Annotated in this window: 17 protein-coding genes and 1 pseudogene; 13 read left to right on the top strand and 5 right to left on the bottom strand. The window is 70.0% G+C overall.

Going from position 1 to position 19,011, the window contains the following annotated elements; all coding sequences use genetic code 11:
- The first annotated feature begins 22 nt into the window (after positions 1 to 22).
- Both cysD and MED01_RS25955 read left to right on the top strand, forming a co-directional pair.
- The gene (gene cysD, locus MED01_RS25960; RefSeq protein WP_238671159.1) at positions 23 to 934 is read left to right on the top strand and encodes a sulfate adenylyltransferase subunit CysD; all 912 of its coding nucleotides are present in this window, start codon (positions 23 to 25) and stop codon (positions 932 to 934) included.
- Complete coding sequence (locus MED01_RS25955; protein ID WP_238671158.1) at positions 934 to 2,229, top strand: sulfate adenylyltransferase subunit 1; 1,296 nt, start codon at positions 934 to 936, stop codon at positions 2,227 to 2,229. Before cysD ends, MED01_RS25955 begins: the two co-directional genes overlap by 1 nt.
- A gap of 310 nt (positions 2,230 to 2,539) precedes the next feature.
- Here the strand turns inward: MED01_RS25955 and galK are convergent, their stop codons facing one another.
- Positions 2,540 to 3,709: a galactokinase gene (galK, locus tag MED01_RS25950; protein WP_238671157.1), complete on the bottom strand. Its 1,170-nt coding sequence runs from the start codon at positions 3,707 to 3,709 to the stop codon at positions 2,540 to 2,542.
- Complete coding sequence (gene galE / locus MED01_RS25945; RefSeq protein ID WP_238671156.1) at positions 3,706 to 4,689, bottom strand: UDP-glucose 4-epimerase GalE; 984 nt, start codon at positions 4,687 to 4,689, stop codon at positions 3,706 to 3,708. The genes galK and galE overlap by 4 nt, the downstream gene beginning before the upstream one ends.
- A gap of 195 nt (positions 4,690 to 4,884) precedes the next feature.
- Here galE and MED01_RS25940 point away from each other — a divergent pair.
- The 6 genes and pseudogenes from MED01_RS25940 to MED01_RS25915 all read left to right on the top strand — a co-directional run.
- A pseudogene (locus MED01_RS25940) lies at positions 4,885 to 5,883 on the top strand (hemolysin family protein); the annotation flags it as partial.
- Between the two features lie 312 nt (positions 5,884 to 6,195).
- Positions 6,196 to 7,221: a tryptophan--tRNA ligase gene (gene trpS, locus MED01_RS25935; RefSeq protein WP_238671155.1), complete on the top strand. Its 1,026-nt coding sequence runs from the start codon at positions 6,196 to 6,198 to the stop codon at positions 7,219 to 7,221.
- Positions 7,222 to 7,234: 13 nt separating this feature from the next.
- Entirely contained in the window at positions 7,235 to 7,816 is a 582-nt protein-coding gene (locus tag MED01_RS25930) for a 2'-5' RNA ligase family protein (protein ID WP_372493721.1), read from the top strand.
- 124 nt (positions 7,817 to 7,940) lie between these two features.
- Positions 7,941 to 8,867, top strand: coding sequence for a YihY/virulence factor BrkB family protein (locus MED01_RS25925; protein ID WP_238671153.1), 927 nt, complete (start codon positions 7,941 to 7,943; stop codon positions 8,865 to 8,867).
- On the top strand, positions 8,867 to 9,253 hold the full coding sequence (locus tag MED01_RS25920; protein WP_238671152.1) for a GntR family transcriptional regulator: 387 nt from the start codon (positions 8,867 to 8,869) through the stop codon (positions 9,251 to 9,253). The genes MED01_RS25925 and MED01_RS25920 overlap by 1 nt, the downstream gene beginning before the upstream one ends.
- A gap of 81 nt (positions 9,254 to 9,334) precedes the next feature.
- Positions 9,335 to 9,772 carry a hypothetical protein gene (locus MED01_RS25915; protein WP_124820380.1) on the top strand — a complete coding sequence of 146 codons (438 nt, stop codon included), beginning with the start codon at positions 9,335 to 9,337 and terminating at the stop codon, positions 9,770 to 9,772.
- Between the two features lie 4 nt (positions 9,773 to 9,776).
- Here MED01_RS25915 and MED01_RS25910 read toward each other — a convergent pair whose 3' ends face one another.
- The 3 genes from MED01_RS25910 to MED01_RS25900 form a co-directional block, all read right to left on the bottom strand.
- Positions 9,777 to 10,148 (bottom strand): VOC family protein, encoded by a 372-nt coding sequence (locus MED01_RS25910; RefSeq protein WP_238671151.1) that lies wholly within the window; start codon positions 10,146 to 10,148, stop codon positions 9,777 to 9,779.
- Between the two features lie 207 nt (positions 10,149 to 10,355).
- Positions 10,356 to 11,990 (bottom strand): glycoside hydrolase family 13 protein, encoded by a 1,635-nt coding sequence (locus MED01_RS25905; protein WP_238671150.1) that lies wholly within the window; start codon positions 11,988 to 11,990, stop codon positions 10,356 to 10,358.
- 32 nt (positions 11,991 to 12,022) lie between these two features.
- Positions 12,023 to 13,069: a LacI family DNA-binding transcriptional regulator gene (locus MED01_RS25900; RefSeq protein ID WP_238671149.1), complete on the bottom strand. Its 1,047-nt coding sequence runs from the start codon at positions 13,067 to 13,069 to the stop codon at positions 12,023 to 12,025.
- Between the two features lie 199 nt (positions 13,070 to 13,268).
- On the opposite strand from MED01_RS25900, the gene MED01_RS25895 reads away from it, so the two are divergent.
- From MED01_RS25895 to MED01_RS25875, 5 genes are all read left to right on the top strand, one after another.
- Positions 13,269 to 14,519 (top strand): sugar ABC transporter substrate-binding protein, encoded by a 1,251-nt coding sequence (locus tag MED01_RS25895; RefSeq protein ID WP_238671148.1) that lies wholly within the window; start codon positions 13,269 to 13,271, stop codon positions 14,517 to 14,519.
- Positions 14,519 to 16,159, top strand: coding sequence for an ABC transporter permease subunit (locus tag MED01_RS25890; RefSeq protein WP_238671147.1), 1,641 nt, complete (start codon positions 14,519 to 14,521; stop codon positions 16,157 to 16,159). Before MED01_RS25895 ends, MED01_RS25890 begins: the two co-directional genes overlap by 1 nt.
- Positions 16,156 to 17,085, top strand: coding sequence for a sugar ABC transporter permease (locus tag MED01_RS25885; protein ID WP_238671146.1), 930 nt, complete (start codon positions 16,156 to 16,158; stop codon positions 17,083 to 17,085). Before MED01_RS25890 ends, MED01_RS25885 begins: the two co-directional genes overlap by 4 nt.
- A gap of 86 nt (positions 17,086 to 17,171) precedes the next feature.
- Positions 17,172 to 17,519, top strand: a complete 348-nt coding sequence (locus MED01_RS25880; RefSeq protein ID WP_238671145.1) for a hypothetical protein — start codon at positions 17,172 to 17,174, stop codon at positions 17,517 to 17,519.
- A 277-nt stretch (positions 17,520 to 17,796) separates the two neighbouring features.
- Positions 17,797 to 18,864, top strand: a complete 1,068-nt coding sequence (locus MED01_RS25875) for a BMP family lipoprotein (protein WP_238671365.1) — start codon at positions 17,797 to 17,799, stop codon at positions 18,862 to 18,864.
- Positions 18,865 to 19,011: the final 147 nt, after the last annotated feature.

Raw genomic sequence — 19,011 nt, 5'->3', positions numbered from 1 at the left:
GCGAGCGAATCGAGCCGGTGTCATGACCACCCCCGCGGCGTACCAGGTCTCCCACCTGGACGCCTTGGAAGCGGAGAGCATCTTCGTGATGCGCGAGGTGGTCGCCGAGATGGAACGCCCGGTGATGCTCTTCTCCGGTGGCAAGGACTCGATCGTCATGCTGCGGCTCGCGCAGAAGGCGTTCGCCCCCGCCAACGTCCCCTTCCCGGTGATGCACGTCGACACCGGGCACAACTTCCCCGAGGTCCTGGAATACCGCGACCAACGGGTCGCCGAACTGGGGTTGCACCTCGTGGTCGCGAGCGTGCCGGAGGCCCTGGCCAGCGGCATGGTCCGGGAGTCCGGCGACGGCATGCGCAACCGGATCCAGACCCCGGTGCTGCTGGACGCGGTGGAGAAGCACCGCTTCGACGCGCTGTTCGGGGGCGCCCGCCGGGACGAGGAGAAGGCCCGGGCGAAAGAGCGGGTGTTCAGCTTCCGCGACGAGTTCGGTCAGTGGGACCCGAAGAACCAGCGGCCGGAGCTGTGGTCGCTCTACAACGGTCGGCACCACCCGGGCGAGTCGATCCGGGTCTTCCCGCTGTCCAACTGGACCGAGCTGGACGTGTGGCACTACATCGCCCGGGAACGCATCCCACTGCCGTCGATCTACTACGCGCACGAGCGCGAGGTGATCGAACGGGACGGCATGTTCTACGCCGTCAACGAGTTCTTCCGCCCCCGCGCGGGTGAGGAGCGGTTCAAGGCGCAGGTGCGCTACCGCACCGTCGGCGACGCCTCCTGCACCGCAGCGGTCCGTTCCGACGCGGACACCGTGGAGAAGGTCATCGAGGAGGTGGCGGCCACCCGGATCACCGAGCGCGGCGCCACCCGTGGTGACGACCGGGTCAGCGAGGCCGCCATGGAGGACCGCAAGCGGGAGGGCTACTTCTGATGAGCACCGAGATCATGGCCCCGGCCTCCGAGGCGCGGGCGATGGACCTGCTGCGGTTCGCCACCGCCGGCAGCGTGGACGACGGGAAGTCGACCCTGATCGGGCGGCTGCTCTACGACACCAAGTCGCTCTTCACCGACCAGTTGGCCGCCGTGGAAGCGGTCAGCGCGGCCCGCGGTGACGAATACACCAACCTGGCGTTGCTCACCGACGGTCTGCGTGCCGAGCGGGAGCAGGGCATCACCATCGACGTGGCGTACCGGTACTTCGCCACCCCCCGGCGCAAGTTCATCATCGCCGACACTCCGGGCCACATCCAGTACACCCGCAACATGGTCACCGGCGCGTCGACAGCGGACCTGGCGCTGATCCTGGTGGACGCGCGCAAGGGCCTCGTCGAGCAGTCCCGCCGGCACGCGTTCCTCTGCTCCCTGCTGCGGGTGCCGCACCTGGTCCTCTGTGTCAACAAGATGGACCTTGTCGACTGGTCGCAGGAGGTCTACGAGCGGATCGCCGACGAGTTCACAGCGTTCGCGGCGAAGCTCGACGTACCGGACCTGACAGTGGTGCCGGTCTCCGCGTTGCGCGGCGACAACATCGTCACCAGGTCCGACAACATGCCCTGGTACGAGGGCCCGTCGCTGCTGCACCACCTGGAGCGGGTGCACATCGCCAGCGACCGCAACCTTGTCGACGTCCGGTTCCCGGTGCAGTACGTGATCCGTCCGCAGTCCACCACTGTCACCGACTACCGCGGCTACGCCGGCCAGGTCGCCTCCGGCGTGCTGAAGCCCGGCGACGAGGTGATGGTGCTGCCCTCCGGCTTCACCAGCCGGATCGCCGCCGTGGAGACCGCCGACGGGCCGGTCCCGGAGGCGTTCCCGCCGATGTCGGTGACGGTACGACTGGCCGACGAGATCGACATCTCGCGGGGTGACCTGATCTGCCGGCCGAACAACGCGCCAGCGGTGGCCCAGGACATCGAGGCGATGGTCTGCTGGATGGACGAGACGGCTCCGCTGCGGGTCGGCGGACGGTACGCGATCAAGCACACCACCCGGTCGGCGCGAGCCATCGTGCGCGGGCTGCACTACCGACTGGACATCAACTCCCTGCACCGCGATGAGTCGGCCGACGAACTGCGGCTCAACGAGATCGGCCGGGTGCGACTGCGCACGACGGTGCCGCTGCTGGCCGACGAGTACCGCCGTAACCGCACCACCGGCGGCTTCGTCATCATCGACGAGGCGACCAACCGCACTGTGGGCGCCGCAATGATCGTCGAAGCCAGCTAACCGCCCACGCCGCCCACCGGCTCGCGCCCACCGTCCCCTGCCCGCGCGCTTGGCTCGCGCCCGCCGCCTCGCGCTCGCCGGCAAGATCGCGCACGATCCAGGAAGTAGTGGCCTCGCCCAACGGCGAGGCCACTACTTCCATGAACAAGCACGATCTCCATCCCCGGCCTTCGCCCGGCCCCCTGCCCGCAGCGGGTGATCAAGAGGTTTGCGTCAGGATTCGGGCTCGAACTGACGCAAATCTCTTGATCACCGGCCGGAGCGGGGGTGGGCGGTGGGGGCAGGGGACCGGGGGCCGGCTGGGGTGGGGTTAGGGCAGGCGGGTGGCGCCGGGGGAGGGGAGGACCGTCACGGTGCCGGGGGCGGTGAAACCTCGTTGCGCGTACGCGTCGGTCACGGCGGCGGCTACCGCGTCGGCACGGTCGGCCTCGATCAGCGCGAGCACGCAGCCGCCGAAGCCGCCGCCGGTCATCCGGGCACCCAGCGCGCCGGCCGCCAACGCTGCCTCGACCGCAGTGTCGATCTCCGGCACGGTGATCTCGAAGTCGTCGCGCATCGAGACGTGGGAGGCGGTCAGCAGCGGGCCGATGTCGCGGACCCGGCCGGCGCGGAGCAGCGCCACAGTGTCCAGTACGCGCTGGTCCTCGGTCACCACGTGCCGGACCCGTCGCCGGGTCTCCTCGTCGTCGAGCCGGGCCAGTGCGGCGTCGAGCTGGTCGACGCCCACGTCCCGCAGCGCGCTGACACCGAGCGCGCTGGCCCCGGCCTCGCACGAGCGGCGGCGGGCCGCGTACTCCCCGTCGGCGTGGCGGTGCGGCGCCCGGCTGTCGATGACCAGCACAGCCAGCCCGTCGGCGTCCAGGTCGAACGGGATGTGCTCGACCGACTCGTCGCGACAGTCCAGGAAGAGGGCGTGCCCAGCGCGGCAACGGATCGCCGCGGACTGGTCCATGATGCCGGTCGGCGCGCCCACGTAGACGTTCTCCGCCCGTTGCGCCAGCCGGGGTTGAAGTTCCGGGGCGAGTTCCAGCCCGCCGAGGTCGAGCAGGGCAGCCAGCACGGCCGACTCCAGCGCGGCCGAGGAGGAGAGCCCGGCGCCCAGCGGCACGTCGGAGGCGATCGCCAGCCGGGCGCCTGGCACCCGGTGACCGGCCTGGCGTAGCGCCCAGACCACACCCGCCACGTACGCGCCCCAGCCGGTGACTCGACAGGGCTCGGCGACGTCGTCCGCGCCGAAGGTGATCGCCTCGCCGGACAGCTCGGACCAGACCGTCCAGTGCTCCCCGTCCTGCCGGTCGGCCGCGACGACGGTGCGCATCGGCAGCGCGAACGGCAGCACGAAGCCTTCGTTGTAGTCGGTGTGCTCACCGATCAGGTTGACCCGGCCCGGGGCTGCCCAGCGGCCGGCAGCCTCGGTGCCGAACTGCGCGGAGAAGCCAGCCGCAGCCCGCTCGGCGACATCACCGCTCGGGTTGGTCATGACTGCCCCAGGATGTGCGTGCGGTAGAACGCCCAGGCATCGCCGACCATGTCGTGCAGTGTCGGCTTCTGCGGCACCCAGCCCAACTCGTCGCGGGCCAGTGCGGACGATGCCACCAACTCGGCCGGGTCGCCCTCGCGGCGTGGCGCGACCTCGACGGGCAGTTGGTGCCCGGTGACCTCGCGGACCACGTCGACCACCTGCCGGTTGGTGAAGCCGTTGCCGTTGCCCAGGTTGTAGATCCGGTGCTGGCTGCCGGTGGCGGCGTCCAACGCCAGCAGATGCGCGCGGGCCAGGTCGGCGACGTGGATGTAGTCGCGGACGCAGGTGCCGTCCACTGTGGGGTAGTCGTCCCCGAAGAGCTGGAGCTTCTCCCGCCGGCCGGCGGCGACGTCCAGCGCTATCGGGATCAGGTGCGTCTCCGGGTCGTGCCGCTCGCCGAGCGTGATGTCGCCGTCGAGGTGCGCGCCGGCCACGTTGAAGTAGCGCAGCGACACGGCGGCCAGCCCGTGCGCGATCGCCTCGGAGGTGAGTGCCATGTCGACGGCGAGTTTGGTGGCGCCGTACGTGTTGGTGGGTGCCTTGACCGCGTTTTCGGTGATGGGCAGCTCGGTGGGGTTGCCGTAGACGGCGGCGGTGGAGGAGAAGACCATCCGGGGCACCCCGGCGGCCCGGACCGCGTCGATCAGGGCGAGCGTGCCGATGGTGTTGTTCTGCCAGTACAGCTCCGGCTTGACCATCGACTCGCCGGCGGCGATCAGGGCGGCGAAGTGCAGCACCCCGTCGAAACCGGCGTCCGCGGTGATGACCTGGGCGGCGTCGTGGATGGACGCCTCCACGTGGGTGGCGTCCGGGGCGAGGGCCTCGCGGTGGCCGGTACGTAGGTCGTCCAGGATGACCACCTGGTGGCCCGCGTCGAGCAGCATCCGGGTCACCACGCTCCCGATGAAGCCGGCGCCCCCGGTGACGAGCAGTTTCACGTCGTTGCCTCCTGCCTGGCCCGCCCGGGACGTGGCCCTTCGGTGATCACACTAGGGCGGTGGTCGGCGCTCTCGCCGTCGCCACCGTCAACCCCATTCCATCATAATCTTTCATGATTAAACAGAGCCGAACATCTCTCCGCCGCTCCACCTGATCCCCGGCGTGGTGGGCCCACGGTGTCTACCATCTCTGTCATGCGGGAAGCGGCCCGTACCGGGCTCCGGCGACACGCGCGGGCACATCCCCGCCGCGACAGTGGCCCGCTCGCCCGGGCCGTTGCCCGGGTGCTGGTACGCGCCGCAGACGGGGCGACCCGACTCGTCACCGATCTGCTCGGGACCGGTCCGACGGCCGGCCGGGAGCACATCTCCGAGGCCGATCTGCGGGACCTGGTCGCGGCGAACACGGTGCTCGACCCGGACGAGCGGCGGATCATCGACGAGGTCCTGGTGGCCGGCGCCAGTCTGATCCGCGAGGTGATGATGCCGCGCACCGAGGTGGTCTTCCTCCCGGCGCGGCTGACCATCGTCGAAGCCGCTCGACTGGTCCGCGCCGAGACGCACACCCGTTACCCGGTCACCGACGGCACACACGACGACGTGGTCGGCTTCGTGCACCTCCGTGACGTACTGCTGCGCCCGGACGCCGACCCGTGCGTCACCGTCGGCGAGTTGGCCCGGGAGGTGAAGCGGCTCCCGGGCAGCAAACGGGTGCTCGCCGCGCTGACCGAGATGCGCCGGGAGGGTCAGCACCTCGCGGTGGTCGTCGACGAGTACGGCGGCACCGCCGGGATCGTCACCCTGGAGGACCTCATCGAGGAGTTGATCGGCGAGATCCACGACGAGTACGACGCCACCCCGGACCCGGTGTACGCGGGCCTGCCCGCGGTGGTGGACGGCCGCCTCAACCTCGCTGACTTCGCCGAGCGGACCGGGGTGGCCCTACCCGCCGGACCGTACGAGACGGTGGGCGGGTTCGTCATGGCCGCGCTGGGCCGACTCCCGGTGACCGGCGACGAGGTGCCGGTGCCGGGTGAGCCCGCCGAGGTCGGCGCACCCGATCCGGCCGAGTTGCCGGCCGGCTGGCTGCTGCGGGTGCTCACGTTGGACGGCCGCCGGGTGGCCCGACTCGCCGTCTCCGCCGCCCGCACCACCGAGCAGCGCCGCGAGCCGGGCACTGAGCAGCGCCGCGGGCAGAGCACCGAACAGCGCCGCGGGCAGAGCACCGAACAGCGCCGCGGGCAGAGCACCGAACAGCGCCGCGGGCAGAGCACCGAGCCGGGTACCGGGCGGCGCTGCGAGTACGACGTTGCGTCGGCCTCGACGGGCGACCCCGAGCCGGCCCGGGAGGCGGTGGCGGGGCAGCACCGCCGGGTCGCGGTCGGGCCGACGCGCCGGGTCGGCGCGGGCGAAGCGGGCGAGGTCAGCACCCCGGCACCGGCGGGCCGGAGCCGACCCGCCGGCCCGTCATGACGGACCGGGTTGCTTGCTGACAGAATTATCGCCATGTCCGACGTTCCCGCCCGGCCCCGCGTCTTCTCCGGCATCCAGCCGACAGCCGACTCGTTCCACCTCGGCAACTATCTCGGCGCGGTCCGGCACTGGGTGGCGCTACAGGACACCCACGACGCGTTCTACTGCGTGGTGGACCTGCACGCCATCACCGCGGGCCACGATCCGGCGCTGCTGCGCCAGCGGACCCGGGTGGCGGCGGCCCAGCTCTTCGCGGTCGGGCTCGACCCGGAACGCAGCACCCTGTTCGTCCAGTCGCAGGTGCCCGAGCACCCGCAGCTGGCCTGGGTGCTCGGCTGCATCACCGGCTTCGGCGAGGCCAGCCGGATGACCCAGTTCAAGGACAAGTCGCAGAAGCAGGGTAACGAGCGGGCCAGCGTCGGGCTGTTCACCTATCCGGTCCTCCAGGCCGCCGACATCCTGCTCTACCAGGCCAACGCGGTCCCCGTCGGCGAGGACCAGCGCCAGCACCTGGAACTCTCCCGGGATCTGGCCCAGCGCTTCAACTCGCTGTTCGGCGCGACTTTCACGGTGCCCGCGCCGCACATCGTCAAGGACACTGCCAAGATCACCGACCTGCAGGACCCGACCGCGAAGATGTCGAAGTCGTCGTCCTCGCCGGCCGGCATCATCGACCTCCTCGACGATCCGGCCCGGTCCGCGAAGAAGATCCGTTCGGCGGTGACCGACACCGGTCGGGAGATCGTCTTCGACGCCGAGACAAAGCCGGGTGTGTCCAACCTGTTGACCATCTACTCGGCGCTCAGCGGCCGCAGCATCGACGAGTTGGTGGCCGCTTACGCGGGCCGCGGCTACGGCGATCTGAAGAAGGAGCTGGCCGAGGTGGTGACGGACTTCGTCCGGCCGATCCAGGAGCGCACCCGCGCCTACCTCGACGATCCGGCGCAGTTGGACAAGCTGCTCGCGGCCGGCGCGGAGAAGGCCCGCGTGGTGGCCGCGACGACCCTGCGGTCCGCGTACGAGCGGGTGGGGTTCTTCCCGCCCGTGCGCGGCGAGTAATTCCGCGGTACAGGTGGACGGTTCGGTGGTCGGAGGGGCGGCGCGAAGCGTGGATCGCAGTGGCGGGGTGCCGCCGACCGGCGACACCATCCAGATCGGCATCGCGGTGGACATTCCCGAGCCGTGGGGCGCCCTGCTCACCCGGCGGCGGGTCGAGGCCGGTGATCCGCTGGCGGTGCCCGCGCACGTGACGTTGCTCGGGCCCACCGAGATCCGGACGGCCAACCTGCCGGCGATCGAGCGGCACCTGGCCGCCGTCGCCGCCGCGCACCTGCCGTTCACGCTGCACCTGCGGGGCACCGGCACGTTTCGTCCGGTCACCCAGGTGGTGTTCGTCGCGGTGGCCGCGGGGATCAGCGAGTGCGAGCTGCTGGCCGCGGCCATCGCCGCCGCGCCGGGCCTGCACCGCGAGCTTCGCTTCCCGTACCATCCGCACGTCACGGTGGCTCAGGACGTGGCACCGGAGGCCCTGGACAGGGTGTACGAGGATCTGGCCGACTTCTCCGCGATGTTCGAGGTCGACGGGTTCACCCTCTTCTCGCACAGCGGGCAGGCCAGGTGGCAGCCGCGTCGGGACTTCTGCCTCGGCACCTGAAGCGCCAGCAACCGAAGCGCCGGCAATCGAGCCGTCAGCACCTGAAGCATCGGCGACGCGCCGGCCGGCGAGCATCGGGAGCCGGTTGCCACTACAGCGGCGGGAGATCGGCGAGGATGATCGCGTGAACGTGATCGGCCGGATCGAGGCGGGCATCGACCGCTGGGTGAGCGCCGCGCGCCACCGGTCGGGGCTCTTCGATCATGTGTGGCGGGCCGGTGTGCTGTACGGCGAGGTGCTGGCCGGCCGACTGGCCGCAGCCATCGCCTACTACGGCTTCTTCGCCGTGTTCGCCCTCGCCCTTGTCGCGTTCTCCATCTTCGGGGCGATCCTGGAGGACAACGACGAGGTCAGCGCGGCGGCGGCCGACTTCCTCAAGGAAAATCTGCCGTTCCTGGACGCCGAGCAGATCGCCAACTCCAGCGGCACTGTCGGTGTGGTCGGCCTTGTCATCCTTGTCTTCACCGGGATCGGTTGGGTCGAGGCCATCCGGTCTTCGCAACGGTTGATGTACCAGCTCAACCAGCAGCCGGGCAATCTGGTGGTGCGGCGGCTCGTCGACCTGGGCGTGATGATCGGTGTCTTCGTGCTGCTCGGCGTCTCGGTCGCGGCGGTGGACGCGTTGGAGTCGCTGCTGCGTTTCCTGCTGCGCAGCACCGGGTCGGTGGGTCTGACCACCATCAGCGCGGTGCTCAGCGTGCTGGTCAACACGGTGCTCGCCACCGCGTTGCTGCTGGCCGTCCCCCGGCTGCGGATGAGCCGGTCGCGGCTGCGCCCGGTGGTGGTGCTGGTGGCTGTCGGCATCACGTTGCTGAACACCGTCGGGCGGTACTACGTGGTGCGGACCGAGCGGAACCCGGCGTACACAGTTGTGGCCGGCGCCGTCGGTCTGCTGCTGTACCTCTACCTGCTCAACCAGTTGGTGCTGTTCGGCGCGGCGCTCCTGGCGACCAGCACCAACGGCCGAGTGGTGGACCTGGCGGAGACCCCCGCCGCACCGAAGGATGTCGACGAGGGCATCGACCCCGGTGCGCCGGGCGGTGGGGGCTGATGACGGAAGGCGCGCAGGTGCTGATCTCGGTCGACCCGGACTCGTCGGTGCCCCCGTACGAGCAGGTGCGTGTGCAACTCGCCGAGCTGATCGGCGACGGCCGGTTGCCGGTGGGCAGCCGACTGCCCACAGTGCGGCAGCTCGCCGCCGACCTGCGGTTGGCAGCGAACACGGTGGCCCGCGCCTACCGGGAGTTGGAGGCGGCTGGGCTGCTGGAGACGCGGGGGCGCAACGGCACCTTCGTCGCCCCCGGGCGGGACGACGCCGTCGACCGGTTGCAGCGGACGGCGTCCGGCTACGCGGCGGAGGCAGCCCGGCTCGGGGTGCCGCCGGCCACCGCGCTCGCCCTGGTCCGCGCCGCCCTGGACGCGGTCCGCCCCGGCTGACCGGCCGCCGATCGACAGTCGGACGGGCGATAACTGAGAAGAACGGCATCGGCGCTCGCGTTCGCGGACCATGATGAGCCGGTGGGCGCACTCATGACACTGGACCTGCCGGCGGACTCACCGCTCCTCGGCCTGCCATGGATCATCACTTTCGGTCCGCTCGGTGATCTCGACGAGTGGGAGCCGGTGGTCTGTGGGCCGTACGAGCGACCGCACGCGTTGGCCCTGGCCGAGGCGGTGGTGGCTGAGGAGCAGTTGATGGCAGTGGTGGAGCCGTTGCTGCCGGCGCTGTCCCCCGACGAGATCCGCAGCGAGATCGCCGCCGCGCAGGTCGCCGCCGAGGACGAGGCCCGGCAGGTGGAGGGGGCCGACCTGTACGGGGACTTCGAGGACGTGATCGACGAGGAGTTGGACGCGGCAGCCGACGAGGCCGGCCACGGTGAGCCCGCCGAACCGCCGGACGAGGCAGAGGTACGCGCCGGCTGGACCCGGATCGCGGCGCTGCTCACCGCGAAGTGAGACGTCAGCGGGTCGGCGCGCGGTCCAGCACGCAGAACTCGTTGCCCTCGGGATCGGCGAGCACAGTGAACTGTTCGGTCCCGGTCTGCCCGACGTCTACCTGCCGCGCGCCGAGGCTCAGCAGCCGCCGTACCTCGGATTGAGGGTCCGTGTCCGCGACCAGGTCGAGGTGCAGCCGGTTCTTGCCCCGCTTGGCGGTGCCCGAGCCCTGCAACCACACGGTTGGCGCGGCGGCGGACGGCTGCCCCGGCGGCCAGAGCTTGGCGCTGCCGTCGTCGCCCTTCTCGACCTCGTAGCCGAGCGCCGCGGCCCAGAACGCAACCATCAGGTCCAGGTCCTCGACGTCGAGCGTGCACTGGGCGATCCGTACCGCCATGGGGGTCACCTCCGTCGTGATGGTGCCCGATTCGGTACCCCGCCAGCTGCGGATTCAACCACCGGCGGCACACGGACACCGGCGCCACACGGAGCGGACTCCGCGCGGCGCCGGTGGCACCTCACCCCCCACCACAAGGGGCCGGTAGCCCAGTCGCCCGTCGGCGCGGGGCACGACGAACGACCAGGTCGAGAACGAGTTACCCGTTCAGCGCCGTTCCAACCAGACTGCCGCGTCAATTGGCAGGAGCTGGCCGGAGCCCTGTTCGGTGAGCTGGTCGCTGGCGACGAGCGGCTGACCGTACCCGTCGATCAGGACCGGCGCGCCGCTGAAGTTGACCACGCAGGTCAGCACGGCCGCGCCGGCGGAGCGGGAGAAGGCCAGCACGCCCGGCTCGCTCTCCCGCCAGGTGACCCCGTCGGCGTCGAGAGCGAGCGCGGGATGAACGTGGCGGATCCGCAGCGCGGTCCGGTACAGCTCCAGGGTCGAGCCGCGCACGTCGGTCTGCGCCGTGACGGACAGCGCCTGCCAGAGCGCCGGGGCGGGCAGCCAGCTCAGCTCACTGCCGGCCGGCCCGAAGCCGTACGGGGCCAGCTCGCCGCTCCACGGAATGGGCACCCGGCAGCCGTCGCGGCTCTCGCCGGTGCGCAGGAACGCCGGATCCTGGCGCAGCTCATCGGGAAGGTCGAGGACCTCCGGCAGGCCCAGTTCCTCACCCTGGTAGAGGTAGGCGCAGCCGGGCAGGGCGAGCATCAGCAGGCTGGCGGCCCGGGCTCGGCGCAGCCCTTCGACGCCGTCGCCGTACCGGGTGACGTGCCGCTGCTTGTCGTGGTTGGACAGCACCCAGGTGGTCGGCGCCCCGACGACTGTCGCCTCTGCCAACGCGGTGTCGATCACCTTGCGGAACGAGTCGGCCGACCAGGTGGCGTCGAGGAAGTCGAAGCTGAACGCCTGGTGCAACTCGTCCGGGCCGATGTAGCGGGCCAGGCGCTGTGGCGTCTCGGCCCACGCCTCGGCGACAGCCATCCGGCCGCCCGGGTAGCTGTCCAGGATGGGCCGCCAGGCCCGGTAGATCTCGTGCACCTCGTCCTGGTCGAAGTACGGCAGCCGGCCCTTGCCGAGCAGTTCGACCTGGCGCTGGCCGGTGGTCGCCGTGCTGAAGCCGACGTCCGGCAGCCCTTCCGCCTTGATCATGCCGTGCGCCACGTCGACGCGGAATCCGTCGACGCCCCGGTCCAGCCAGAACCGCAGCACGTCCTCGAACTCGGCGCGGACCTCCGGGTGCCGCCAGTTCAGGTCCGGCTGGGACCTGTCGAACAGGTGCAGATACCACTGGCCGTCAGGGATCCGGGTCCAGGCGGGGCCGCCGAAGATGCTCTCCCAGTCGTTCGGGGGCAACTCGCCGTGCGTGCCCTGACCGTCGGCGAAGAGGTAGCGGGCCCGCTCCGGTGAGCCGGGGCCGGCGGCGAGCGCCGCGGTGAACCAGTGGTGCGCGCTGGAGGTGTGGTTGGGCACCAGGTCGACGATGATCCGAAGGCCGTGGGCGTGCGCGTCGGTGATCATCGCGTCGAAGTCGGCGAGGGTGCCGAACATCGGGTCGACGTCCCGGTAGTCCGCCACGTCGTACCCGCCGTCGATCATCGGCGAGGTGTAGAAGGGGGTCAGCCACAGCGCGTCCACCCCGAGGTCGCGCAGGTACGGCAGGCGCTGCCTGATGCCCTGGAGGTCGCCGGTGCCGTCGCCGTCGCTGTCGGCGAAGCTGCGGACGTACACCTGATAGACGACCGCGGAGCGCCACCAGTCGTCGTCGGTGGCGTGCGGCGGGGTGGCAGTGCTGATCATCCGAGCAATATGCCGGCCCGTTGCTGCAAGAGTCAAGCAGATCTTGCGTAAGACAAGCGGGCGGAAGTCGGCGCGACAGCTGTCGAGCCGCGCACCACCAGCTCCGGGCGGAACAGGTACTCCGAGTTCGGGGCGCCGTGCCCGTTGATCTCGTCCACCAGGGCGCGGACGGCGGCCACCGCCATCGCGGTGACCGGTTGCCGCATTGTGGTCAGCGGCGGATCGGTGAAGGCCATCAGCGGGGAGTCGTCGTAGCCGACCACGGAGAGGCCCTCGGGGACGTTGAGGCCGCGTTGGCGGGCGGCCCGGACCGCGCCGAGCGCCATCAGGTCGGAGCCGCAGACCACGCCTGTGACGCCGCGGTCCAACAGGCGGCCGGCCGCCGCCTCGCCACCCTCCACTCCGAACAGTGACAGCTCAGCGAGGGGGCCCAGGTCGGCTTCGGCGACGCCGGCCAGCCGGGTCATCGCGGAACGCCAGCCGGCCACCTTGCGCTGCACCGGGACGAACCGGTCCGGCCCGGTGATCAGGCCGATCCGTCGGTGTCCGAGGGCGACCAGATGGGCGACCGCCAGTTCGGCCGCCTCCCGGTCGTCGCAGGAGACGAAGGGCGCGCCGATGCCGGGCACGTACCCGTTGATCATCACGACCGGCAGCGGCCGGGCGAGCAGCGCCCGGTAGCGGTCGTGGTTGGCGGCCGTGTCGGCGTGCAGGCCGGAGACGAAGACGATCCCGGAGACCTGCCGGTCCAGCAGCATCTCCACGTACTCGTCCTCGGTCACGCCGCCGGCGGTCTGGGTGCAGAGCACCGGGGTGAAACCACTCTGCGCCAGGGTGGACTCGATGACCTGGGCGAAGGCGGGGAAGATCGGGTTGTCCAGCTCCGGCACCACCAGGCCGACCAGGCCGGCGCTGCGCTTACGCAGCCGGGCTGGGCGCTCGTAGCCGAGCACGTCGAGGGCGGTGAGGACGGCCTGCCGGGTCTCCGGGGCCACGCCGGGGCGGTCGTTGAGCACCCGCGACACCGTGGCCTCGCTGACTTCGGCCTGCTGGGCGATGTCGGACAGTCGAGCGCGCATGGCGGCACTTTAGCCCACCGGCAAGTTCTTGCGGGGTGTCTTGCAAGCCCTTCCATTCCTTGCAACGTCTTGCTAACGTCCCCGCAACATGCGAGAGCAGCGGCGCAGCATCAATGCGCCGGATGGCAAGAACTTCCAGAGGTTTCCACTGGCGGGCCGCCCTTCCCCCGGCGGACCCGCCATGACGACAGGAGCACCGATGCGCATCCGTACCGCGGGTGTGGTCGCCCTCTTCGCCCTGGCGCTCGCCGCCTCAGGCTGCGGTGGCGACAGCGACGAGCCGGCCGCGAAGGACACCCCCAAGGCCGCCGGCGGCAAACTGGTGATCTGGGCGGACGACAAGCGGACCGCCGCACTCAAGCCGTTCGCCGAGAAGTTCGGCCAGGAGAACGGCGTCAGCGTCGAGGTCCAGGCCGTCCCGAACGAGGACCTCCAGAACAACTTCGTGACCGTGTCGAGCCAGGGCGGTGGCCCGGACGTGGTGATCGGCGCGCACGACTGGATCGGCAACCTGGTCCAGAACGGTGCCATCGACCCGGTGCAGCTGTCCGACGAGCAGAAGGCCGCCTTCAACGAAACCGCCGTCAAGGCCGTCACGTTCAACGGTCAGCTCTACGGCGTGCCCTACGCCCAGGAGAACCTGGCGCTGATCCGCAACACCGAACTGGCCCCCGAGGCACCGAAGACGATCGAGGACCTGGTCGCCACCGGCAAGCAGCTCAAGGCGCAGAAGAAGGTCACCGAGACGCTCTGCCTCCAGGTCGGCCAGAAGGGCGACGCCTACCACATCTACCCGCTGTACAGCTCGGCCGGCGGTTACCTCTTCGGCACAACCGCGAACGGCGACTACGACCCGAAGGACCTGGGCGTGGGCAAGCCGGAGTCGATCGCCGCGTTCAAGAAGATCGCCGCGCTTGGCGAGAAGGGCGAGGGCGTGCTGAAGCGCTCGATCGCCGACACCAACTCGACCGCCACCTTCACCGGCAAGAAGTGCGCCTTCCTGGTCTCCGGGCCGTGGGCCACCGCCGACGTGAAGAAGGCTGGCATCAAGTACGACGTCTCCGCCGTTCCGGGCTTCGCCGGCGGCAAGGCGGCCGCGCCGTTCGTGGGCGTCCAGTCCTTCTACGTGGCGGCCAAGGGCAAGAACAAGGCTCTCGCCCAGGAGTTCGTCGCCAACTACGTCACCAAGCCGGACCTGGCCGTGGCGCTCTACCAGGCCGACCCGCGCCCGCCGGCGCTGACCGCCGCGCTGGACCAGGTCAAGAGCAGCGACCCGGACCTGGCCAAGTTCATCGAGGCCGGCAGGAACGGCCAGGTGCTCCCGGCCATCCCGGCCATGGCCGCGATCTGGGACCCGTTCGGCAAGGCCGAGGCAGCCGTCATCGGCGGCGCCGACCCGACCAGCACGGTTACCGCGGCTGGCAAGACGATCGCCGGTTCGATCAAGTAATGAGCACACCGCTGTCCAGCCCGGGGTCTGCCCAGCAGGCCCCGGGCCGGGGGCCCGTCCGCACCGGGTCCCCGCGCACCTCCCGTACCGCGCGGAACCACGCGCCGATCACCGCGGCCGGCCTCGCCGCGAAGGTGATCCTGCTCGGCCTGGTGGCCGGGATCGCGATCTGGGCGGCCTTCCCGCTCGTGGAGGCCGAGAAGTGGGTCGGGCTGGCGGTGCTGATGCTGACCACCGCCGCACTGTTCTATCTGTACCTGGGCCGCCGGCACGTCCCGGCGAAGTACCTCATCCCCGGCACGCTCTTCCTGATCGCCTTCCAGGTCGTGCCGGTGCTCTACACCGCGAGCACGGCCTTCACCAACTTCGGCGACGGCCACCGCGGCAGCAAGGACGACGCGATCGTCGCGATCCAGAGCTCCTCGGTGAAGCAGGTCCCGGGGTCCACCCAGTACCCGTTGTCGGTAGCCACCAAGGGCGACCCGGCCACCGGCGCACTGGTCTTCCTGATCACCAAGCCAGGAACCGACACGGTCTCCGTCGGCGACGCCGGGGGCCTGCGCCCGCTCGATCCCGGCGCGGCCACCGTCGGCCCCGGCGGGAAGGTCACCGCGGCCGACGGCTACACAGTGCTGAACTTCGGCCAGGCCAGCGCCCGCAGCAAGGACATCACGGACCTGGTGGTGCCGACCGCCGGAGGCGCGCTGCGCTCGTCCGGCCTGTCCCGGGCGTACGAGGGCAAGGCCGTCCGGGCGTACGACGCCGGCTGCGACTGCGTCAAGGACAGCGACAGCGGCAAGACCTGGACCGCGGACGGCGAGGTCGGCGCGTTCGTCGCCGCCGACGGCGAGCGGCTGGCCCAGGGTTGGAAGGTGAACGTCGGGCTGTCCAACTTCACCCGGGTGCTCACCGACGAGCGGATCTCCGGGCCGTTCCTCGGCACGCTGATCTGGAACTTCGCCTTCGCCATCGGCTCCACCGGCGGCACGTTCATCCTCGGCATGTTGATCGCCCTGGCGCTGCACTCGCCCCGAATGCGGGGCACCAACCTCTACCGGATGTTGCTGATCCTGCCGTACGCCATGCCGTCCTTCGCGATGCTGCTGGTCTGGCGGGACATGTTCAACACCGACTTCGGGCTGATCAACAACCTGTTCGGGCTCAGCGTCGACTGGTTCGGGCAGGACTGGTCTGCCCGCGCCGCGGTGATCCTGGTGCAGCTCTGGCTCGGCTACCCGTACATGTTCCTGGTTGCCACCGGCGCGCTACAGGCCATCCCACGGGAGTTGACCGAGGCCACCTCGGTCGACGGGGCGTCGCGCTGGCAGTCGTTCCGGGCGGTCACCCTGCCGCTGCTACTGGTCGCGCTCTCGCCGCTGCTGATCTCGTCGTTCGCGTTCAACTTCAACAACTTCAACGCGATCTACCTGACCACCGAGGGCGCGCCGTTCCCGGCGGACAACCCCAGCAACGGCGCCACCGACCTGCTGATCACCTACACCTACCGGTTGGCATTCGGTGGGCAGGCCGCACAGTTCGGCTTCGCCGCGGCCATCTCGCTGTTCATCTTCGCCATCGTCGCGGTGGTGTCGGCGGTCAGCTTCCGGCGGACCCGCCAACAGGAGGAGGTGTACGCATGACCATGCTCACCGGCGCCGCCGTCACGGGCGGCGCGAATGGCCCGGCGGCGGTCAACCGCAACGGGGGCAAGCGGAAGAAGCGATGGTTCGCCGAGGTCGGCTGGCGGCACCTGGTCGGCCTGCTCGGCGTGCTGTTCAGTCTCTTTCCGCTCGTGTTCGTCGTCTCGGCGGCGCTCAATCCACTCGGCACCCTGTCGTCCACCGAGTTGGTGCCGACCGGCGGGGTGTCGTTGGAGAACTTCGGGAACCTGTTCGCGCGCACCGAGTTCGCCCACTGGTTCCTGAACTCGCTGCTCATCGCCGGTGGGGCCGCGTTCGCCTCGGTCTTCCTCTCCGCGCTCGCGGCGTACGCCTTCTCCCGGATGCGGTTCCAGGGCCGACGGGTGGGGTTGCTGTCGCTGCTGTTGATCCAGATGTTCCCGCAGTTCCTGGCGATCGTGGCGATCTTCCTGATCTTCGGCACGATCACCGACCTGTGGCCGGCCATCGGCTTCAACACGCCGTGGGGCCTGCTGCTGCTCTACCTGGGTGGCGCGCTGGGCGTGAACACCTGGCTGATGAAGGGCTTCTTCGACACCCTCCCCCGGGAGCTGGACGAGTCGGCCACCATGGACGGGGCCTCACACGCCCAGGTCTTCTTCCGGATCATGCTGCCGTTGGTGGCGCCGATCCTCGCGGTGACCGGGCTGCTCGCCTTCATCAACACCATCAACGAGTTCCTGATGGCGAGCGTCTTCCTCACCGACACGGACGCCAAGACCCTCGCGGTCGGCATGCGGGGCATGTTGCAGGGCGGCGAGCGGAACACCAACTTCGGCATTTTCGCGGCCGGCACCCTGCTGACCGCGATCCCGACGGTGCTGGTGTTCCAGTTCCTCCAGCGGTACATCGTCTCCGGTCTCACCTCCGGCGCCGTGAAGGGATAGGTAGTCGACCGTGGCCGGTCGGCCTGGACGCGCCGACCGGCCTACCCACTACTACAAAGTGTCGTTGATGGGAGAGGATGGGCGGCGTGGAAGCTCTCAGACTCATCCTTCTCTACGTCCATCTGATCGGGTTCGCCCTGCTGCTCGGTGGCTCGATCGCCCAGTACGCCAGCGGTCGGCTGCGGATCAACCCGGCCATGCTGTGGGGCGCGGTGATCCAGCTGCTGACCGGGCTGGGCCTCTCCGCGCCGCTGCGCGGCGGCGGCGACGACGAGCCGAACCCGGCAAAACTTGTGACGAAGTTGGTGATCGCGCTGCTGATCTTCGTCATGGTCTTCTTCTCCCGGAAGCGGGACGTGGTCAACCGCGGTCATTTCCTCGCGATCGTCGGTCTGACCCTGGTCAACGCGGCGGTCGCGGTCTTTTGGCGGTAACGTCCGAGGAGGAAAACGCCTCCAGAAAACGGACGTTGCGGACGCCGTGGCGCTCGGTTACCAGCACGAAGAGTGACTTGCCCCACGCAAGGGTTACACCCGGGTAACAGGCGCTCAACAGTCGTGCACGATTGTCGGCCGGTGGGTGGACGCGGGCGTACGCTCCCGTCCGTAACGTGGGACAGCCGGCGGCACACCCGCAGGTCGGCTGATGGGCTGCCACCGCACAAGGCGCGGTGTGCAATGGGAAGGAGACGTCTTGCGCTCGGTGCGTGGGATGCGGATCGCCTCGATCTTCGCGGTGGGTGGGCTCGCGCTCACCGCCGCCGCTTGTGGCGAGGCGCCCAAGGATGACAACAACGCCGGCAGTGGCGCCAAGAAGTTCAGCGCCTGCATGGTGACCGACGTCGGCGGCATCGACGACAAGTCGTTCAACGCTTCGGCCTGGAAGGGCCTGCAGGAGGCCAAGGCCGCCAACGACAACATCGACATCAAGTACGTCGCGTCGAAGGCCGAGGCCGACTACGAGCCGAACCTGACGCAGTTCGTCAACCAGAAGTGCGACTTCATCCTGGCGGTCGGTGGCCTGATGGCCAACGCCACCTCGAAGATCGCCAAGGCGAACCCGAACCAGGAGTTCGGCATCGTCGACGCGAACCCGGGTGACGCCAACGTCTACCCGATGCAGTTCGACACCGCCCAGGCCGCGTTCCAGGCCGGCTACCTGGCCGCCGGGATGAGCAAGAGCGGCAAGGTCGGCACCTACGGTGCTGTGCCGATCCCGCCGGTGACCATCTTCATGGACGGTTTCGTCGATGGTGTGAAGTACTTCAACACCACCAAGGGCAAGAACGTCCAGGCGCTGGGTTGGAACAAGGAGACCCAGAAGGGCTCCTTCTCCAACGCCTTCGACAAGCAGGACGAGGGCAAGAAGGTCTCCGACGCGCTGGTCGCCCAGGGCGCGGACATCATCATGCCGGTCGCCGGCGGCTCCGGCCTCGGCACCACCGCCGCGGCCAAGGCGTCGGGTGGCAAGTACAGCACCATCTGGGTGGACGTCGACGGCTGCGAGAGCACCCCGGACTGCGCGGCGATCATCACCACCGTGGTCAAGAACATCCCGGAGGCCGTCAAGGAGGCCGTGGTCAAGGCCGCCGCCGGTGACAAGCTTCCGGCCAACCCGGGCTTCGTCGGCACCCTGGCCAACAACGGTGTCTCGATCGCTCCGTACCACGACTTCGACAGCAAGGTTCCGGCCGAGCTGAAGGCCGAGGTCGACAAGATCAAGGCGGACATCGCCGCCGGCACCATCACCGTCACCTCGAAGGCCCAGCCGACCAAGTGACAACCGGCCGGCCGCTCCGGTGAGATCATCGGGAGGGCCGGCGGGAGACAGGTACGACCGATCGGCCGCTCCGGCTCTGCGGACACCCCGCGGGGTCGGAGCGGCCGATCGCGCACCACGGCGGCCGGTCCGGTCCGGCCGGTACGA

This window comes from Micromonospora alfalfae, assembly GCF_022230925.1.
Taxonomy (GTDB): Bacteria; Actinomycetota; Actinomycetes; order Mycobacteriales; family Micromonosporaceae; genus Micromonospora; species Micromonospora alfalfae.
Note: the sequence above shows the minus strand (reverse complement) of the source record. Positions and strands in the feature narration are given on the sequence as shown.

Coding starts and splice junctions, on each gene's coding strand:
- cysD (WP_238671159.1), top strand. CDS start 23: ATGACCACCCCCGCGGCGTACCAGGTCTCCCACCTGGACGCCTTGGAA.
- MED01_RS25955 (WP_238671158.1), top strand. CDS start 934: ATGAGCACCGAGATCATGGCCCCGGCCTCCGAGGCGCGGGCGATGGAC.
- galK (WP_238671157.1), bottom strand. CDS start 3,709: ATGACCAACCCGAGCGGTGATGTCGCCGAGCGGGCTGCGGCTGGCTTC.
- trpS (WP_238671155.1), top strand. CDS start 6,196: ATGTCCGACGTTCCCGCCCGGCCCCGCGTCTTCTCCGGCATCCAGCCG.
- MED01_RS25920 (WP_238671152.1), top strand. CDS start 8,867: ATGACGGAAGGCGCGCAGGTGCTGATCTCGGTCGACCCGGACTCGTCG.
- MED01_RS25910 (WP_238671151.1), bottom strand. CDS start 10,148: ATGGCGGTACGGATCGCCCAGTGCACGCTCGACGTCGAGGACCTGGAC.
- MED01_RS25905 (WP_238671150.1), bottom strand. CDS start 11,990: ATGATCAGCACTGCCACCCCGCCGCACGCCACCGACGACGACTGGTGG.
- MED01_RS25900 (WP_238671149.1), bottom strand. CDS start 13,069: ATGCGCGCTCGACTGTCCGACATCGCCCAGCAGGCCGAAGTCAGCGAG.
- MED01_RS25895 (WP_238671148.1), top strand. CDS start 13,269: ATGCGCATCCGTACCGCGGGTGTGGTCGCCCTCTTCGCCCTGGCGCTC.
- MED01_RS25890 (WP_238671147.1), top strand. CDS start 14,519: ATGAGCACACCGCTGTCCAGCCCGGGGTCTGCCCAGCAGGCCCCGGGC.
- MED01_RS25885 (WP_238671146.1), top strand. CDS start 16,156: ATGACCATGCTCACCGGCGCCGCCGTCACGGGCGGCGCGAATGGCCCG.
- MED01_RS25875 (WP_238671365.1), top strand. CDS start 17,797: ATGCGGATCGCCTCGATCTTCGCGGTGGGTGGGCTCGCGCTCACCGCC.